Source organism: Shewanella sp. SP2S2-6 (assembly GCF_031931965.1).
GTDB lineage: Bacteria > Pseudomonadota > Gammaproteobacteria > Enterobacterales > Shewanellaceae > Shewanella > Shewanella baltica.
Window position 1 is genome coordinate 25,560 of sequence record NZ_JAUOEQ010000036.1, and the last position, 19,353, is coordinate 44,912.

Sequence of the window (19,353 nt, forward strand, 5' to 3'; positions counted from 1 at the left end):
CCAGAGACATACGATTGGCAATTTCGATTGTGCTGAAAGCACCAATCGTTTACGTCTCATTTATCCAATATAAGCGTCAATTAATGGGCGAGTTTAAGCCCTAAAACCCCCAGTAAGATCAGTATCAAACTGGCGATTTTAAGTAAGCTAACTCCTTCTCCTAACAGGATAATTCCAGCAATAGCTGTACCCATGGCGCCAATACCGACCCACACGCCGTAAGCCGTACCGATAGGTAGCTGCTTAACCGCGAGTCCTAGTAGCAACACACTCACAGCCATCGACGCCACTGTAAAGATACTTGGCCACAAACGCGTGAAACCTTCGGTATATTTAAGCCCTATGGCCCAACCAATTTCGAATAAACCCGCAAGGACTAATAAGAACCAACTCATAGTGAACTCCCAAAAAAGGGGTCGTCCCCATGTTAGATTAGGCGTATTTAGGGTCGTCCCTAAGCCATTTGATTACCGTAAAAACTGTAGGTGATATAGCTGTACATGATAACAGTACGTAATAGCTGCTCATGATGAGCCTGCAAGACTAGCAAATTTAAGGTAGAAACTTCAATCTCTGATCCTACCTAAGTAATCTGAGTCTAACTGAATAAAAGTACCGTAAACAAAACGGCGATAGCAAGCTTGGTCAGTTTACTATCGCCTTGATATTTCTACTCTCAATAAGACCTTTACATTCTTTCTATAAAAGCCTTTACGCTCTATTTCTTACACTAAGGCATCGGCATAACCCATACGAGTGAGTGCGGTGCGTACTAGCTCTAGGGTTTGTGGATCTTCTATGGTCGCAGGTGCAGTATATTGCTGATTATCGGCAATTTTTCGCATAGTACCGCGTAGAATCTTCCCTGAGCGCGTTTTAGGCAATTTTTGAATAGCACTCACTAACCTAAAGGAGGCGACAGGACCAATTTCTTGGCGTACCAGCGTAATTAACTGTTTATGCAGCTCTTCATCGCTGATCGTCACGCCTTTCTTAAGTACCACTAATCCGAGGGGAACTTGGCCTTTAAGCTGGTCATCAACCCCAATTACCGCCGCTTCAGCCACATCAGGGTGTTGACACAATACTTCTTCAAAACGTCCGGTCGATAACCTGTGCCCCGCCACGTTTATGATGTCATCAATACGACTCATAATGTAGAGATAACCATCTTCATCGGTATAACCCGCATCGCCAGTTAAGTAATAACCTGGATACATAGACAAGTAACTATCTTGATAGCGTTGATCATTTTGCCACAGAGTCGTTAAGGTTCCCGGTGGCAAAGGCAGCTTGATCACCACATTCCCCGAGGTATTAGGCGCAACTTGCTCACCCAATTCATCCACTACTTCAACCGCATAACCAGGCACAGGTAAAGCGGGTGAACCCGGCTTAATGGCAACGGGCGCTGTGCCCATCAAATTTGCCGCGACTGGCCAACCCGTTTCGGTTTGCCACCAGTGATCGATAACAGGTTTAGCGAGTTTAGTGTGTGCCCAAACTAAAGTATCGGGATCGCAACGTTCACCTGCCAAAAACACATTTTTAAGACAGGTTAAATCAACGCCTTGTAAATACTCACCATCAGGATCTTCACGCTTGATCGCGCGAATGGCCGTCGGCGCGGTGAAGAAGCTTTTAACTTTATATTTGGCAATCGTGCGCCAAAATGCGCCGGGATCGGGCGTACCGACAGGTTTACCTTCATACATTAAGGTGGTGGCGCCCACCAGCAGCGGTCCGTACACTATGTAAGAGTGACCCACAACCCAGCCCACATCGGACGCAGCCCAAAACACATCGCCCGCTTGAATATCGTAAATATGTTGCATCGACCAAGCCAGAGCCACGGCATGGCCACCATTATCGCGCACCACACCTTTAGGCTGACCCGTGGTGCCTGAGGTATAAAGCACATACAAGGGATCGGTGGCCTTAAGCGCGGCACAATCGGCCTTAGGCGCAGTCGCTAATGCAGCTTGCCAATCTAAGTCACGGCCCTCAAGTAAATCAGCCTGATACTGGCTGCGATTTAAAATCAGGCAATGCTCCACCTGATGAACAGCATGTTCCAATGCTTTGTCTAGTAAAGGCTTATAAGGAATGACGCCCGAGGGCTCGATTCCGCAGGATGCTGACAATACCAATTTAGGCTTGGCATCGTTAATCCGAGTCGCGAGTTCATTGGCGGCAAAGCCACCAAAAACCACAGAATGAATCGCACCTATGCGAGCACAGGCCAGCATAGCGAAGGCGGTTTCCGGCACCATAGGCATATAAATCACCACACGGTCGCCCTTCTCTATCCCAATAGATTGCATAAAGCCCGCAAGTCTGCTCACTTGAGCCTGTAACTCCCCGTAGCTAATGTCGTATTCAGTGTCTGTCACTGGGCTCACATATTGGATCGCCACTTGGTCACCGCGTCCGGCCAACACATGGCGATCAACGGCGTTGTAACAAGTGTTCATCTCACCATCGGCGAACCAGTGATAAAACGGCGCCTGCGATTCATCGAGCACAGTGTGCGCCGGCTTAATCCAATCGAGCGTCTTCGCCGCTTCTCCCCAGAATTCGGCTTTATTAAGCAAGGATGCTTGGTGCAACGCTTGATGTTTTTGTTGGTTCTGTTTTTGATTTGCGGCTTGCGCTACAGATGCATTTTGCTGTTCGGTCAACATATGTCCTCCAATCAGGACGCGGCTAAAATCGTCAGCCGCAATAACTACCCCTTCCAACAACCATTATTAACAGGGGGGCATCAAGCCCACTATTAGACGTTAGCCTATAACCAGAAAAGATTTGTGGTTTTATGTGAGAACACTAATTTAAAGCACCCGTTTTAATCTGGCCGCACAGGCTGATGGCAATTGGGATTGACACTTTTATGGCAACAGAATAAAAGTCAAAATCTTTACCTTTACGTAAACTTCATATATCTTGCTTAAAACTGATTATTTAGGGTGCATGAATGAGCGCAACGAACACACCACAAACGACTTACTCGATCAGTGATCTCTCAAAAGAGTTTGATATCACTACTCGTAGTATTCGTTTTTACGAAGACCAAGGTTTACTTAAGCCTAAACGCCGCGGCCAAACCCGTATTTATAGCCTCAAAGACAGAGTGCGCCTCAAGCTCATTCTTCGCGGTAAACGCTTGGGCTTTTCTTTGGCAGAAACCCGTCGTTTGTTCGAATTGTACGATGCCGACAAGAGCAGCACCTCACAGCTCAATACCATGCTGGCGCTAGTGGAAGAAAAGAAATCCGCCCTACAGCAGCAAATGGACGACATTAAAGTGGTGTTGATGGAACTCAATTCCGCCGAGCAGCAATGCCGCTTAGCCTTAGAAGATAACAAAACGGCAAAAGCCTAAATCCCAGTGACAACAAGATCAAGTCAATATGATTGGCTCGCGCATCTCAAGACGCAGGATGTTAGCACTAGGATTAAATACAAGATTGAAAAGACTCAAGCACCTAAAAATCATAAAAACGATAACAATCTGAAATTAGAACATCTGAAAGGACACAAGCAATGAACTCTCTCTACACAAGTCTGAATTTTGGTCTAGGCGAAGACGTCGATATGCTGCGCGATGCAGTGCAGGATTTTGCCGCGAATGAAATCGCTCCAATTGCCGCGAAAGTGGATCACGACAACGCCTTCCCCAATGAACTTTGGCCTGTGCTAGGAGGAATGGGACTGCTCGGCGTAACCGTACCCGAAGAGTTTGGCGGCGCGAACATGGGCTACCTTGCCCACGTCGTGGCGATGGAAGAAATCTCCCGCGCATCGGCCTCTATCGGCCTAAGCTACGGCGCCCACTCAAACCTGTGTGTCAATCAAATCAACCGTAACGGTAATGCCGCGCAAAAAGCCAAGTATCTGCCAAAACTGGTGAGTGGTGAACATATTGGCGCACTCGCCATGAGTGAGCCAAACGCAGGTTCTGACGTAGTATCAATGAAGTTACACGCCCGTAAAGAAGGCGACCGTTTCATCTTAAACGGCAATAAGATGTGGATCACCAACGGCCCCGATGCACACACCTATGTGATTTACGCCAAAACTGACTTAACCAAAGGCGCACACGGTATTACCGCCTTTATCGTTGAACGTGATTCGAAAGGTTTTAGCCAAGCGCAAAAGCTCGACAAACTCGGCATGCGCGGCTCTAACACCTGCGAACTAGTGTTTGAAGATGTGGAAGTGCCAGAAGAAAACATTTTAGGTGGCCTCAACAACGGCGTAAAAGTGCTGATGAGCGGCTTAGATTACGAGCGCGTCGTGCTATCTGGCGGCCCGCTGGGGATCATGAACGCCTGCATGGATATCGTTGTACCTTACATCCACGAGCGCGAACAATTTGGCAAATCGATTGGTGAATTCCAACTGGTACAAGGCAAGTTAGCCGACATGTACACCGGCATGAATGCCGCCAAATCCTACGTATATGCCGTAGCAAAATCCTGTGACCGCGGTGAAACCACCCGTAAAGATGCCGCAGGCGCCATTCTGTATAGCGCAGAACTCGCAACCAAAATGGCACTGGATGCCATTCAACTGCTCGGCGGTAACGGCTATGTGAACGAATACGCCACAGGCCGCTTACTTCGTGATGCCAAGCTGTATGAAATCGGCGCAGGCACCTCAGAAATTCGCCGCATGCTGATTGGTCGCGAACTGTTCAATGAGTCGAAATAACGCGAGTTCCAATAATCTCTCATAAGTGAATGGGTAGCGCTGCACTGTAATTTACAGTTTGCGTCACCCATTCGAGCAAGGTGATACCGAGTTTCCGCTTTATAAGGACAATCAAAGTGACGCAATTAAGCAGTCGTATCAACGCCCGTAGCGATGAATTTAAAGCAAAATCCGACGATATGGCCGCCCTAGTGGCCGATCTTAAAACTAAACTCAATAAAATCGAACTCGGCGGCGGCCCAGTGGCGCTGGAGCGCCATTTATCCCGTGGTAAATTACTGCCACGTCAACGGGTTGAAAAGCTGCTCGATGCAGGTTCCCCTTTTTTAGAACTGTCGCAATTTGCGGCGTTTGAAGTCTACGACGAAGAAGTGCCCGCAGCGGGCATTATTGCCGGTATCGGCCGTGTGAGTGGCGTGGAATGCATGATCATCGCCAACGACGCCACAGTGAAAGGCGGCACTTACTACCCGATTACCGTCAAAAAACACCTTCGCGCCCAAGACATCGCCAGCCGTTGTCACTTACCTTGTATTTATTTAGTCGACTCGGGCGGCGCTAACCTGCCCCGCCAAGATGAAGTTTTCCCCGACCGCGACCATTTCGGCCGTATCTTTTACAATCAAGCGCAAATGTCCGCTAAGGGCATCCCCCAAATTGCTGTGGTCATGGGCTTATGTACCGCGGGCGGCGCTTATGTGCCCGCCATGGCGGATGAATCCATTATCGTAAAAGATCAAGGCACTATCTTCTTAGCAGGCCCGCCATTAGTGAAAGCGGCCACTGGCGAAGAAGTTAGCGCCGAAGAACTGGGCGGCGCCGAAGTGCACACAAAAATTTCCGGTGTGGCGGACCATTTAGCCCAAAACGATGAGCACGCGCTGGAGCTTGCCCGCCGCGCCGTATCACGCCTAAATCATCAAAAAGAAATCAAATCACTCCTAAGCCCATCAAATAATGGCCCAGTCAAACCGCCGAAGTTCGACATTAGCGAACTGTATGGCATTGTCGGCACTGATTTGAAAAAGCCCTTTGATGTCAAAGAAGTGATCGCCCGTATCGTCGATGATTCTGATTTTGATGAGTTTAAAGCCAACTATGGCGCGACCTTAGTGTGTGGTTTTGCCCGTATTCACGGCTACCCAGTCGGCATCGTCGCCAACAACGGCATTTTGTTCTCAGAGTCAGCGCAAAAAGGCGCGCACTTTATTGAACTGTGCTGCCAACGCAAAATTCCGCTGCTGTTCCTGCAAAACATCACCGGCTTTATGGTGGGTAAAAAGTACGAACACGAAGGCATAGCTAAACATGGCGCTAAGATGGTAACCGCGGTTTCTTGTGCCAATGTGCCTAAATTTACTGTGATTATCGGCGGCAGCTATGGCGCGGGTAACTACGGCATGTGTGGCCGCGCGTTCGAACCGACCATGATGTGGATGTGGCCTAACGCCCGTATTTCTGTGATGGGCGGCGAGCAAGCGGCTGGCGTTCTCGCCACAGTGCGCCGCGACGGTTTAGCCCGTAAAGGCGAAGATTGGTCATTAGAGGATGAGAAAGCCTTTAAAGCGCCGATTGTCGCCCAGTACGACAAAGAAGGTCATCCGTATCATGCCAGCGCCCGTTTATGGGATGACGGCATTATTGACCCAGCGCAAACCCGCGATGTGGTCGGCCTTGCCCTATCAGCGGCGCTAAACGCCCCTATCGAAGACACCCGCTTTGGTGTGTTCCGTATGTAAAGGCACATGTGAAAAACATATGTCACACAATAAGATAGGGGGAAGAATAATGACAGACACATTAAACAGCACTAGCGACATAAAGGATTTAAGCAACTTGCAGCACGTCACTTATGCGCTCAATGACGGCGTTGCCGAGTTAATCCTTAACCGTGCAGAAGTACACAACGCCTTCGATGAAGTGATGATTAGCGAGATGATTAGCGTCCTTGGCTATTTTGCTGAGCATAAGGATTGCCAAGTGCTGGTGCTTAAAGCGAACGGCAAAAACTTCAGCGCCGGCGCCGATCTCAATTGGATGCGCAAGCAAGCCCAAATGGATTTTGAGCAAAACCTAACGGATGCCAAAGCCTTAGCGAAACTGATGCAGGATTTAGATACCTTTCCAAAACCCACCATTGCATTAGTGCAAGGTGCAGCCTTTGGCGGCGCACTGGGGCTGATTTGCGCCAGCGATATCGCTATCGCCACAACGCGCGCCAGTTTTTGTTTGAGCGAAGTAAAACTTGGATTAATTCCTGCGGTGATTAGCCCTTACGTTGCCCGCGCTATGGGTAACCGCGCATCGCGCCGCTACATGCTGACCGCCGAGCGTTTTAGTGCAGAAACTGCATTAAAACTTAATGTCGTCCATGAGATAAGCGATGACTTAGACGCCGCCGCAAAGCCTATGATTGATGCGCTACTTGCCAATAGTCCGCAAGGCATGGCATGGGTAAAAACCTTATTATCACGCCTTGAAGATGGCGTGATAGACCAAAACACCATTGATTACACTAGCGAGCGTATCGCCCGCATTCGGGTATCAACCGAGGGCCAAGAAGGCTTAAATGCCTTTTTTGAGAAACGTCAGCCAAACTGGCAACAAGCGCACTCCGCCCCCTCTCCTACGCCAATGCAAAAGCCAAGTGATACCCAAGGAGCCCTTTGATGTTAACCAAGCACATGTTTACCAAGCTATTGATTGCTAACCGCGGTGAAATCGCCTGTCGCATCATCAAAACCGCCCATGCCATGGGTGTTCGCACCGTTGCCCTATATTCCGATGCCGATAAAGAAGCGCGCCATGTCGCCATGGCCGACGAATCTTTCTACTTAGGCGGCAGTGCGCCAGCAGACTCCTATTTAAAGGGCGATTTGATTATCGACATAGCCAAAAAAGCGGGCGCACAAGCGATTCATCCCGGTTATGGTTTCTTATCTGAAAACGCCGACTTTGCCCGTAAATGTGAAGCCTCAGGCATCGCATTTGTTGGCCCAGGCAGTGATGCTATCGATGCCATGGGCAGCAAAAGCGCCGCCAAATCCATTATGACTGCGGCAAATGTGCCCTTAGTGCCTGGTTATCACGGCGATGACCAAAGCGATGCGACCTTAAAAGCGGAGGCACTGAAAATCGGCTTCCCTATGCTGATTAAAGCGGCTTATGGCGGCGGCGGTAAAGGCATGCGAATCGTCGAGAATGAAGGCGAAATCATGGAAGCCGTTAACTCAGCGCGCCGTGAAGCGGCCTCTTCTTTTGGTAACGATAAATTATTGATGGAGCGTTATTTACGCCAGCCGCGCCACGTCGAAGTGCAAGTGTTTGCCGACACCTTTGGCAACGCGATTTACTTATCTGATCGCGATTGCTCGATTCAACGTCGCCACCAAAAAGTGGTCGAAGAAGCGCCTGCCCCTGGTTTAAGTGATGCCCTGCGCGCCCAAATGGGTGAAGCGGCCGTCGCAGCTGCCAAAGCCATCGATTATGTTGGCGCGGGAACGGTAGAGTTTCTGTTAGATACGGACAACAGCTTCTATTTTATGGAGATGAACACCCGTCTACAGGTTGAGCATCCCGTGACTGAAATGGTCACTGGCCAAGACTTAGTCAAATGGCAATTGCTGGTCGCCAGCGGTCAGCCACTGCCGCTAAAGCAAGATGAAGTGCGTATTCACGGCCATTCCTTTGAAGTGCGAATTTATGCCGAAGATCCACAAAATGAGTTTTTACCCGCCAGCGGTAAGCTCAACTTTTTGCGTGAACCTGAGCAAAGTAAGTTTGTCCGTATCGATTCGGGTATTCGTGAAAACGATGTGATCAGTAACTTCTACGATCCTATGATTGCCAAGCTTATTGTTTGGGATGAATCGCGCCCGCGCGCCCTGCAACGTTTAGTGCATGCCTTAGAGTCGTATCAAATTAGCGGTCTTAAGCACAACATTGAATTTTTGGCGAACATTGCCGAGCACCCAGCCTTTGCCAATGCTGACTTTAGCACTGACTTTATTGGCCGTTATGGCGACACCTTAATTGGTACAGCTTCAAGCGAAGCCGACACTGCGCTTGCCTTTGCTGCGCTGTATCAAGTACTTGCCCGTAAAGAAGCCGCCAAAGCGCAAGCGATCAACAGCGCCGATCCTTACTCGCCTTGGGGTCAAGTGAGCGGCTTTAGACTCAACAGTTGCAGCCAACACAATATTGCCCTGCTCGATGACGCCCATGAATTACAGCAGTTAGTGATGCTCGATTTAGGCGGCATGTATCAGCTACCGCTGCACGGACAAGATTGGTTGCTCAATGGCGAACTGAAACAAGACTTACTGCTCGCCGAAATCAACGGCCATAAGAGTAAAGTGCCGGTTAGCGCACAAGGTGATGACTTTACGCTGTTTTTATCCTCTGGCAGTTACCACTTCAAAGCAGTGCAAACGCTAGTGGTCGAAGAACAAGCCAGCAATGCTGACAAGTTAAAAGCCCCCATGAACGGCACTGTAGTGACCCATTTAGTCGATGTCGGCACACAAGTGAAAGCGGGCCAAGGTTTGCTAGTGATGGAAGCCATGAAGATGGAATACACAATCGAAGCGCCTTTTGATGGCATAGTCACTGAGTTCTACTTTAAGGCGGGCGAGCTGGTGACCGATGGCGCAACCTTGCTTAACGTTGAGCCGTTAGAGACAGACGAGCCAACCGCGATCAAGGAAGCCTAAGATGTCTTTAGTCAATCTAAGCCAAGCAGCGGACGCCAAAGATAGGGTCAGCATCTTCGAGATGGGCGTGCGCGACGGCCTGCAAAACGAAGTCGCTGTGCCAACGGCAGCTAAAATCGCCTTGATTGAATCGCTGGCAGGTGCTGGACTTAAGCGCATCGAAGCCGGCAGCTTTGTATCACCCAAATGGGTGCCACAAATGGCCGATTCTGCCGATGTGCTCAAGCAAATACAGCGCCAAAGCGGCGTGGTGTATAGCGCGCTCACGCCCAACGTCAAAGGCTTTGAACTGGCACTGGATGCAAAAGCTTCCGAAGTAGCGATTTTTGGCGCCGCCTCACAAAGCTTTAGTCAGCGCAATATCAACTGCTCGATAGAAGAGTCGATTGAACGCTTTATCCCTTTGATGGAATTAGCAAAAGCGCACAATATGCCGGTGCGCGGCTATGTGTCCTGCGTGCTCGGCTGCCCCTACGAAGGTGAGATAGCGGTCAGTGAAGTGGCCCGCGTGTCTGAAATCCTTTACAAAATGGGCTGTTACGAAATATCACTCGGTGACACTATCGGTGTAGGCACGCCGCAAAAAGCCCGTAGAATGCTGCAAACTGTGAGTGAACGAGTGCCTATTGAGAAACTGGCGCTACACTTTCACGACACCTATGGCCAAGCATTAGCTAACATTTTGGCCTGCTTAGACTTAGGTGTGCGGGTGTTTGACTCCTCGGTCGCAGGTCTTGGCGGCTGCCCCTATGCCAAAGGCGCGTCGGGCAATCTTGCCACCGAAGACTTAGTGTATATGCTGCACGGCATGGGATTCGAAACAGGTATCGATTTACAAAAACTCGCGTTAGCAGGGCAAGCGATCAACACACAGCTGAATCGCAACAATGGTTCAAAAGTGGCCACTGCCCTGTTAGCAAAATAGAACAACAATAATTAACGACACCAACAACCGTTATTAAAAACGCGCGTTATTTCCCGCGCGTTTTATAAAGCATAAAAGGACATCACAATGGCAGGACTCAATAAAGTCGTCAGCAGCTATGAAGAAGCGTTAAACGGCTTATCAAACGACATGACCATTATGGTCGGCGGCTTCGGCCTGTGCGGCATTCCCGAAGGCTTAATCAATCAAATGGTTAAGATGGGCGTTAACGGTTTAACGGCGATATCAAACAACGCTGGCGTTGACGACTTTGGCCTTGGCTTACTGTTAAAACATCGCCAAATCGCTACTATGATCGCCTCTTACGTGGGCGAAAATGCCACTTTCGAACAACAAATGCTCTCTGGCGAACTGAACGTGATTTTAACGCCCCAAGGCACGCTGGCGGAAAAGATCCGCGCAGGTGGCGCAGGTATTCCGGCATTTTTCACCGCTACAGGCTACGGCACGCCTGTCGCTGATGGTAAAGAAACCCGCGAAATCAAAGGTCGCCATTACGTGTTAGAAGAGTCGCTGACCGCAGATTTTGCCTTAGTGCGTGCATGGAAAGCCGATACCATGGGTAATTTGGTGTTCCGTAAAACCGCCGCCAACTTTAACCCTATGATGGCGACCGCGGGCAAAATCACTGTGGTTGAAGCCGAGTTTATTGTTGAGCCGGGCGAGCTAGACCCAGATCATATCCACACGCCGGGCATCTATGTTGACCGCGTTATTCAAGGCACGTTCGAGAAACGTATCGAGCAGCGCACGGTAAAAGCCGCGAAATAAAAGGCGCTGGCAAAACCTTGAAACACAGTTAACGCAATTGGCACTTAGCTCTCTAAAGTAAAAACTAAGGGTAAAACCTAAGAGTAAAGACCAAAGCGTCAAAGCCAAATAGAAAGGATAGATATCATGGCATTATCAAGAGAACAACTGGCTCAGCGCGTCGCCAAAGAATTAAAAGACGGCTACTACGTCAACCTTGGCATAGGCATTCCAACACTGGTCGCTAACTATATTCCGAGCGGCATGGAAGTGATGCTGCAATCGGAAAATGGTCTACTCGGCATGGGTGAATTCCCTACCGAAGACACCATAGATCCCGATTTAATCAACGCGGGTAAACAAACCGTTACCGCAGTCAAAGGCGCGTCGTTTTTCTCATCGGCGGAAAGTTTTGCCATGATCCGTGGCGGCCATGTGGACTTAACCGTGCTCGGCGCCTTTGAAGTCGATGTGAACGGCTCTATCGCCTCATGGATGATCCCCGGCAAACTCATCAAAGGCATGGGCGGCGCGATGGATTTAGTCGCCGGCGCCGAAAACATTATCGTGACTATGATGCACGCCGATAAATACGGTAATTCTAAGCTACTGCCCGTATGCGAATTGCCGCTGACAGGTTACGGCTGCATTAAACGCGTCGTCACAGATTTAGCCTATATCGAAATCAAAGATGGCGCATTCCATCTTTTAGAGCGCGCCCCAGGCGTCAGTGTAGAAGAAATCGTCAGCAAAACCGCCGGCAAATTAATCGTACCTGAGCATGTACCCGAAATGGTGTTTTAAGCGTTCTCTAACCTAAGAGTTTAAGTTTGCTTCTTAACATCACTGCTCCAGTTTGATGCACTAAGTTTTATACCTTAAAAGCCCAGAAGATAATTCTGGGCTTTTTGTTTATCTAGCAATTAGCTAGCGCTGCGACTTGAGAGCTAATCCTAATCAATTGCACCACTCATTCATTAGTATGAATTACCTGATTAACCCGCTAGATTTGAGCAAATTACCTCTTAAAAAAGCGATAATACGCGCCAAATTGTAGGCTATGGCTCATTGCAGTTCATGATAAGGATGCAGAACGAATACCTTATTTGTCGTTCGCAAACCGTTCGTAGCGATAAAAGTTTCGGTTATGAGTAACACGGAGAGCGGTATGCGGGCATGGAGGATCTATTTCTGGTTTTGTGTACTGCAATTAATCATGAATTACCGCGCGGCTATGATGTCCACTGTCGCTTGGTACGATGTTATCAATTGGCTGGTGATGTTGCAGGGATTAATTGGCCTTCAAGGCCAAGTCTATAAATTACGGTTTTTCTCACAAAAAGTGTGGCAACGATTCTTCCCCCTATTCTGCGTATGGAGCTTGATGTATGTAGGCATCAATTGGGCTAGTAATACGACAAATCCACCAGACATAAGCTCAAACATCGGCTATGTGATCATCCTAATGCTGACCATTCCGCAGTGTTTAGCCCTATATCGATACGCAGTTAATTGGCATCACTTACCCGCAAAATCGAAAAAGCCTTAACCCTAAAAATCGCCAAATAATGGTATAAATTACACAATTCAAGAAGCGTATCTAAAACAACTATCAGCACAAAGCCAAAGGAAAGCTTATGTACCAGATTGCGATTGTGATATTTGATGAATTTACCGATATCGATTTCTTCTTAATGCGCGATATTCTCGGCCGTACAAAAACCGATTGGACAGTAAAAGTACTCGGGACCAAGCAAAGCCATACATCAAGCTTAGGAATGGTTGTCAAAACCGATGGTCATGTGGCCGAAGTCACTGATGCCGACGTGGTGTTATTTAGCAGTGGCTACAAAGGCGTGCCAGCCGCGCTCGAAGATACTGAGTTTATGTCTGCCCTTAAATTAGATCCCACACGGCAATTGCTTGGCAGTATCTGCGCGGGGTCATTCTTCTTTGCCAAATTAGGCTTACTCGACAATATCTCGGCAACGACTCATCCCGATGCAAAACCCGCATTAGTGGCCATGGGCGTGGATGTAGAGGACTGCGCCCTCGTGATCAATGGCAATATTGCCACTGCAGGTGGCTGCCTGTCCTCACTCTATTTAACCGGCTGGGTTGCGGAGCGCTTATTCGACAGTGCGAAACGCCGCGAAATTCACAGGCAGCTTATTCCAGCAGGCCAAGCTGATGTTTATGAGACGCTGATCCAATCATCAATAGCAGCTGCAATTCGCTAGCAAGTGGTTTAGGTTCGCTGCTAGAAGCAAGGGACTCCATGATTACACTAAAAAATCTTCTAGAGGCAATAAAAGCCGAGCACCAGATCACCACCCAGAGTGAACTTGCGGCTTTACTGTCGCAAAATGAAATACTCGTTCAGCAAATCCAAACTGCCGATGCGCAACATTGGGTGCATTTTGCCAAGAATACCTTCGATGGTTGGTATTGCATTCGAACACCTATGCTCAGTACCTTTGAAGTTTATTATCAAGAACGTGGGCAAAACTGCTGGGGAGAAGATGTTTTTACCGAGCAAAGTGTAGCCATAGCTACAGTTATTTTTATGTCTGGTGTTTGGGATCAAGTCCCCTAGCACTAAGCAAGTAAAAGCCTGTTCACTCATTCTGTGTGTTCACATTTACCAATGGCAGTGTGACTATCCATTACGCGACTTTCTATTACGTGACTTTCGATTATGTAACGAATCATTGCTCGACTTTCAATGTCGAAATCATCCTGTTAGGGTGACGTACTTAGATTGACTCACGAGAACAGACTCATTATTAGCACTCAGATGAACTATCTGTTTAACTCTCTCATTGCCCAAAGGAGCGGTATCTATGGACTGGCTTATTATTGCACTCGCTGGCTTTTTAGGCGGAATGCTCAATGCGGTTGCCGGTGGTGGCAGTTTTATTACCCTTTTGGCGTTAGTGTTTGTCGGGGTTCCACCGATTGCGGCGAATGCAACGGGGACTGCTGCGCTACTGCCCGGGTATATCGCCAGTGCTTGGCGCTTTAGAAAAGATATCGAATATCCGGCGAGTCTTAGTCTTAAGCATCTGATCTTGATTGCCCTTATTGGCGGCAGTATTGGCGCAGGTATTTTGCTGACCACCAGCGAGCAAGTCTTCGCAAAACTGATCCCTTGGCTGATTTTACTGGCCACCACGGCCTTTATTGTTGGCCCTTGGTTGCTCAAACGAAGAATCGCTGAGCAAGGCGAAAACACCTCTACGCCAAGGTTAAGTCCGATGACAGCACTGATAATGCTGTCGACTGTGTGTATCTATGGTGGTTATTTTAATGGTGGCTTAGGCATCATACTGCTCGCGAGCTTTGGGCTGATGGGCCAGACCAATCTGCATGGGATGAACGGTCTTAAAAATCTCATTTCAGCCCTGCTCACCGCCATCGCCGTTGTGGTTTATGCCGCGGGCAATGTTATCGATGGGCAATATCTGTTGCTGCTTGCTGTGATGGCGATTATCGGCGGCTATGTCGGCGCGGCGCTGGCCTATCGTATTTCACAGCCCTTGCTGCGTGGTTTTATTGTGATTGTGGGTTTAGCGATGGCCTTAGGCTTTTTCATTCGCTGAGCTGTTTATGCGTGAAACAAGGTTTTAATACATTAGGCTTTAATACGTTAGCCTTTTAATACATTAGCCAACGCGCAGTTCTTGGACTCAAGGGGACAAGACAGATAAGTTTTGCTACAAGGTCACATCGATAAATTGCCCTTAGGTTGCTGGCTTGTTACTCTGAGCCATCATTTAGGAAAGCACTGTGACTAAGGATAGCAATGAAACGGATCACCTTTAAACTATGCAGCTTGAAGCTAAAGGCCTTGAAGCTCAGCACCTTAAGTCTTGCCCTGTGTCTTGTTGCAAGCTCACCGGCTATTTACGCGCAAAATACTAGCGCAGCGACCATTAGCATCAAAACGGAAACGGGTAATATTCAGGTAAAAACCATAGCCCAAGGGTTAGAGAATGTCTGGGGCATGGCATTTTTACCCGACGGCAGCATGATGGTGACTGAACGCGCCGGCAGAATGCGCATTGTCAGCGCCGCTGGCAAAGTAGGTGAACCCTTAGCGGGTTTGCCACCGCTATATGCCAAGGGCCAAGGTGGTTTACTCGATGTGGTGCTTGCACCAGATTTTGCCAGCAGCAAAAAATCTATTTCAGTTATTCAGAGCCCGCTGAAGGTGATGCAAGTGAACTCAATAGCACTGCGGTGAGCTTTGCCACGCTCAATGGTAACAAGCTTGAAAATCTCAGCCGCGTTTTTAGTCAGCAACCCAAAATCAACAGCGGCCATCATTTTGGATCCCGTCTGGTGTGGGCGCCTGACGGCACTTTATTTATCACACTTGGCGATCGTTACAGCGAAAAAGATAGCGCGCAAACCTTAGACAATCATTTAGGCAAAGTCGTGCGGATTAATGCCGATGGCTCAGTGCCTAAGGATAACCCCTTTGTTAATACGGCGGGCGCTTTACCCGAAATCTGGTCTATCGGTCATCGCAATATGCAAGGCGCGGCCATTAATCCCACCAGCAAAGTATTATGGACTGGCGAGCATGGACCGCAGGGCGGCGATGAACTCAATATTGATGAGGCGGACAAAAACTATGGCTGGCCTGTGATTACCTATGGTGAGAATTACGGCGGCGGCAAAATCGGCGAAGGCACCCACAAGGCTGGAATGGAGCAACCCGTCTACAAATGGGTTCCCTCGATTGCCACCGCGGGCTTTATGTTTTACACGGGCGATAAATTTCCGCAGTGGAAAAATAATATTTTACTCGCCAGCCTAAAGGAAAAAACGCTAGTACGTTTAGTACTTGATGGCGACAAGATTATTAAAGAAGAGCGGCTGCTAAAAAATGAATTGGGGCAAAGATTACGCTCAGTCGTGCAAGGGCCTGATGGGTTGATTTATCTTGTGACCGATGAAGCTAAATCAAAAATTTACCAAATCTCACCGCAGAATCTTAAGCACTCTCTTTAACCACAACCTCTTAACCAGTGCAACAAGCTCAATGGTGGGAGAGGAATAAAGTTCGATACTGAATCGTCACATGTACTTGATTCTACTGCGCTCGATTGAATACATGGAAAAATAAAGCATCATACTCATCTGCGCTTAGGTGCATAAATCAAGCAGCAATTGAGTATTAAAGTTTCATACTCAAGATAACTCATTTTGGGACAGAACCTTGTTAGATTTTTTACTTTAATTAATTGATTTCGGATTAATATTTGTAAGGCAATTATTTAAAGTTAGTATCAAAATCGATGAACAAGCTATCCCTCTTCTTTGCAAGAATGATCTATTTGGTCAAAACTCGCAGCAGACTGAGCGGTTCAAAACAGTAGAAGTGATCACTCATGGACAGCAGATGCGATCAATTGTGCCAGCACCACCAATTGGCGGCACTGCACCAAGTTGCGTACACGGCTGTTACAGACTGAACACTTCTATTGGTCGCAACTGCTCAGGATGCTGCTCAAATTGCCCGGTTTCAGGCAAGAAAAAGCCCCAATAAAATGGTGCTAATAGAAATTAGAGCTGCCTCATAATGGGCCACGTAATGTAGGTTGATAGTGGCATATAGAAAAATAGAAAAACAAAAAAATATGTACACTTTTTGATCTTTTTGCTTACTTCTTCACTGTGGAAATCTATATCTCTAAACAGACCTTTCTTACTGACATATAATTCAAAAATAATGCCCAACATGATTGCAGAACCAATTATCACGTACATAATATTGGAACTTTCGAACTTTAAATATTTTAGTAACAGAACTAACCAAGGCATGAGAGGAAATAAGATAAATAGCTCAACTTGAGCGACAGCAAGACTACAAGCACGATCGTCTGACGTACCATGACGTCTTGCGTACGCCCACCCACCAATTAGAAAGTCGTCAAAGAAAAAAGTTTTCATAATTTAATCACCGGTACCCCAAAAATCTGTTTCATTGTATTCACAGGGTCTTCTCGCCATCCTTTCTGGATATTATGTGTATCAATTTCTTTTGAAAATTGCGATATACCTCTATTGGCGTCTTTATTCGCCTGTATCCATCCGCCTGGATATGTAACATCTACTACCGAATAACCAATGGATAGAGCTGTACCCACTCCTCCGCCCCGCAAGCCAACAAGAGCCATACTAGCATCGACACCTGACTTGACTATAGCTTCTGTAAAAGTAACATCTTCGTCCATGGCACTAGATACCCCAGAGGCAAGCAGACCGACGAGAGTGACTTGCGGTGACAATTTGGAAGCTAGCTTAGACCCATCTAAAGATGTTGCAACTAAATTTGATTTTGCATTTTTGCTTAATGCCCAGGCATTTCCTGTGGAACCTGTTGCCATTAATGCAGTCCCTGTCCCAGCAGTATTTAATAATGCTAGATCCTTCGTCTGTTCCAGTCCCGCAGTCACTATAGATGCACCAGTCATCATCTTGCCAGTATTATCTGCGGCATCCTTGGCACTACTTCCACTCTTAGCCGCAGTCTGCTGCAAGCTACCCACACTGGACATACCTCCTACGCTTGCACTGGAAAGCTTACCATTGCTGTAACTCGCTGAAAAAGATTGAGTTGCACCATTTGAATATGTTGCAGTTCCCGAAACAGATTTAGTGACCTCTCGTTTAAGATGGGATCCGGTCACGGCAACTTTCTCTGTCTCCTTAGTGAACTTGACTTCTTCTAGTTCAGGTTCTTCGCTCGTATACCCCGTCGGATCTGTCCCTGCCAGCGGGTTGTTCATGATGTAACTGTACGGATTCACGCTCTGGGTCGAGGTTGGACTCTGTATAAACGGATCTACCGACATAAAGCGCCCGAGGTTATAGTCGTAAATCCGCCCGTTCATATGGATTAATCGGAAAAGATTAATGAGCTGACTTTTAAAGAGCGCTATGAATACAATGAATTACAGCAACATTTGCTCAATTGAGCGAACATTGGGATTACTTAGAGGATGGCTTGGGTAACTTTTTATTGTTCAAGAGATTATGGCAAATGACCCAAAAATTGACCTTTTTAACTTTCGATGGACGGGTCGGTAAGGGATAAGCGCTTTCTACATGAAAACGCATTTTCCCTTGCTCCTTCCACACTCTAAACACTACCTGATAGAAAATCTCATTGCCATCATCATCTTCCAGTTTACAAGTACAATAGCGACTGTAACCGCCGTGATAACAAAACTGCTCGGGCAAAGTTTCAAGTATGTGGGCTAGCTGAAAGGATAATGCATATCTGGTCGGGCAAAATGCTCTGGGATCTTCTGGCTTATATGGGTAAATCTGAGGCCCGTAGGGATCTTTAGATTTATCGGGGTCTACGGTAAAAACGTGGTGTGACAGCGTGATATAGAGGGTGTATTGCTCATTTCTGTCAGGATGAACATAGGTGTGTTTTCTGGCGACCAAGTGCTCAAAATGAATTTCGGTGCCGTGATAATCAAACGGCTTCCAGAACTGGTACTCGCTATCTGCAAGATTAAAAAGACGTTTCGAACTCATTTATTCTGATATTTTCTTGAGGCTAGAAATAACAAAGGCTCCAACTAGGGAGCCTTCGCCAAGTCAGACTTGGATTCAGAACGTCATTACCGGCTACTGCCTCGACCCTCTCGGGTTACGTGGTGTCATGCTTGCGCATGTCTGCTGCACCATGCCAATAGTCTCGCCCTTTTTGACGGAACTGTCAACTCCCTTCACGGGCTGCCGGATGAGTCCTGTTATAAACCTCTCGTAATTTAGTCATGCTGACATGCACATAAATCTGTGTTGTAGACAGGTCGGCATGCCCCAAAAAGTCTTGGACATGCCGAATATCTGCACCATTGTCTACCATGTGCGTTGCAGCTGCATGGCGGTACTGGTTACAGGCCCCCGTCTTACGAATATCCGACAGCTTAATGTACTTAGCCACAAGCTCAGATAATTGTGCTGGCCTGAATGGCTTCCCATTATTTGCCAGAAACAACGTTATACCTGAATGCTCATTTGCTAACTTACCTCTGACTTCTTTCAAATAGCGGTAAATCCACAAACAAGCCCCTTTAGCCATAGGCACATATCGGTCTTTAAAGCCTTTACCCTGATTGACCCTGAGCTGAAACAGCTCAAAATCCACATCATCCAAGGTTAAAGTTCCTAACTCAAAACGTCTGACACCTGATGCATAGTACG

The 19,353-nt window shown here is 47.6% G+C and carries 17 protein-coding genes and 2 pseudogenes; 13 read left to right on the plus strand and 6 right to left on the minus strand.

Features of this window, described 5'->3' with window-relative positions; all coding sequences use genetic code 11:
• Nucleotides 1–80: 80 nt before the first annotated feature.
• Nucleotides 81–395, minus strand: a complete 315-nt coding sequence (gene sugE / locus Q4Q57_RS18490; protein WP_006085526.1) for a quaternary ammonium compound efflux SMR transporter SugE — start codon at nt 393–395, stop codon at nt 81–83.
• Nucleotides 396–725: 330 nt separating this feature from the next.
• Complete coding sequence (locus tag Q4Q57_RS18495; RefSeq protein ID WP_311891659.1) at nt 726–2,684, minus strand: propionyl-CoA synthetase; 1,959 nt, start codon at nt 2,682–2,684, stop codon at nt 726–728.
• 290 nt (nt 2,685–2,974) lie between these two features.
• Between Q4Q57_RS18495 and Q4Q57_RS18500 the strand changes: the two genes are divergently transcribed.
• The 13 genes and pseudogenes from Q4Q57_RS18500 (at nt 2,975) to Q4Q57_RS18560 (ending at nt 16,140) form a co-directional block, all read left to right on the plus strand.
• Nucleotides 2,975–3,382: a MerR family transcriptional regulator gene (locus Q4Q57_RS18500; protein ID WP_006082318.1), complete on the plus strand. Its 408-nt coding sequence runs from the start codon at nt 2,975–2,977 to the stop codon at nt 3,380–3,382.
• A 161-nt stretch (nt 3,383–3,543) separates the two neighbouring features.
• Nucleotides 3,544–4,713: an isovaleryl-CoA dehydrogenase gene (locus Q4Q57_RS18505; RefSeq protein ID WP_012089637.1), complete on the plus strand. Its 1,170-nt coding sequence runs from the start codon at nt 3,544–3,546 to the stop codon at nt 4,711–4,713.
• Between the two features lie 116 nt (nt 4,714–4,829).
• Entirely contained in the window at nt 4,830–6,452 is a 1,623-nt protein-coding gene (locus tag Q4Q57_RS18510; protein WP_311891660.1) for a carboxyl transferase domain-containing protein, read from the plus strand.
• Nucleotides 6,453–6,501: 49 nt separating this feature from the next.
• On the plus strand, nt 6,502–7,383 hold the full coding sequence (locus Q4Q57_RS18515; RefSeq protein WP_311891661.1) for an enoyl-CoA hydratase-related protein: 882 nt from the start codon (nt 6,502–6,504) through the stop codon (nt 7,381–7,383).
• Nucleotides 7,383–9,425 carry an acetyl/propionyl/methylcrotonyl-CoA carboxylase subunit alpha gene (locus tag Q4Q57_RS18520; protein WP_311891662.1) on the plus strand — a complete coding sequence of 681 codons (2,043 nt, stop codon included), beginning with the start codon at nt 7,383–7,385 and terminating at the stop codon, nt 9,423–9,425. The genes Q4Q57_RS18515 and Q4Q57_RS18520 overlap by 1 nt, the downstream gene beginning before the upstream one ends.
• 1 nt (nt 9,426) lies before the next feature.
• Entirely contained in the window at nt 9,427–10,350 is a 924-nt protein-coding gene (locus Q4Q57_RS18525) for a hydroxymethylglutaryl-CoA lyase (RefSeq protein WP_311891663.1), read from the plus strand.
• 87 nt (nt 10,351–10,437) lie between these two features.
• A complete protein-coding gene (locus tag Q4Q57_RS18530) occupies nt 10,438–11,142 on the plus strand; it encodes a CoA transferase subunit A (protein ID WP_006082324.1) in 705 nt (234 codons plus the stop codon).
• Nucleotides 11,143–11,268: 126 nt separating this feature from the next.
• Entirely contained in the window at nt 11,269–11,925 is a 657-nt protein-coding gene (locus Q4Q57_RS18535; RefSeq protein WP_311891664.1) for a 3-oxoacid CoA-transferase subunit B, read from the plus strand.
• A gap of 343 nt (nt 11,926–12,268) precedes the next feature.
• Nucleotides 12,269–12,670 carry a hypothetical protein gene (locus Q4Q57_RS18540; protein WP_311891665.1) on the plus strand — a complete coding sequence of 134 codons (402 nt, stop codon included), beginning with the start codon at nt 12,269–12,271 and terminating at the stop codon, nt 12,668–12,670.
• 88 nt (nt 12,671–12,758) lie between these two features.
• On the plus strand, nt 12,759–13,361 hold the full coding sequence (locus Q4Q57_RS18545) for a DJ-1/PfpI family protein (protein WP_311891666.1): 603 nt from the start codon (nt 12,759–12,761) through the stop codon (nt 13,359–13,361).
• Nucleotides 13,362–13,399: 38 nt separating this feature from the next.
• Nucleotides 13,400–13,717, plus strand: coding sequence for a cytoplasmic protein (locus Q4Q57_RS18550; RefSeq protein WP_259559780.1), 318 nt, complete (start codon nt 13,400–13,402; stop codon nt 13,715–13,717).
• 247 nt (nt 13,718–13,964) lie between these two features.
• Nucleotides 13,965–14,723: a sulfite exporter TauE/SafE family protein gene (locus Q4Q57_RS18555; RefSeq protein WP_311891667.1), complete on the plus strand. Its 759-nt coding sequence runs from the start codon at nt 13,965–13,967 to the stop codon at nt 14,721–14,723.
• 203 nt (nt 14,724–14,926) lie between these two features.
• Nucleotides 14,927–16,140, plus strand: a pseudogene (locus Q4Q57_RS18560) (PQQ-dependent sugar dehydrogenase).
• 938 nt (nt 16,141–17,078) lie between these two features.
• On the opposite strand, the gene Q4Q57_RS18565 reads toward Q4Q57_RS18560, so the two are convergent.
• The 4 genes and pseudogenes from Q4Q57_RS18565 to Q4Q57_RS18575 form a co-directional block, all read right to left on the minus strand.
• A complete protein-coding gene (locus Q4Q57_RS18565; RefSeq protein WP_409438201.1) occupies nt 17,079–17,921 on the minus strand; it encodes a hypothetical protein in 843 nt (280 codons plus the stop codon).
• A gap of 24 nt (nt 17,922–17,945) precedes the next feature.
• Nucleotides 17,946–18,026: pseudogene (locus Q4Q57_RS22125) on the minus strand (hypothetical protein); the annotation flags it as partial.
• A gap of 97 nt (nt 18,027–18,123) precedes the next feature.
• Complete coding sequence (locus Q4Q57_RS18570) at nt 18,124–18,681, minus strand: heat-shock protein (RefSeq protein WP_310189420.1); 558 nt, start codon at nt 18,679–18,681, stop codon at nt 18,124–18,126.
• Between the two features lie 184 nt (nt 18,682–18,865).
• Nucleotides 18,866–19,353: tyrosine-type recombinase/integrase (locus tag Q4Q57_RS18575; protein ID WP_311891669.1), on the minus strand; the 488-nt coding region annotated here is incomplete at its 5' end.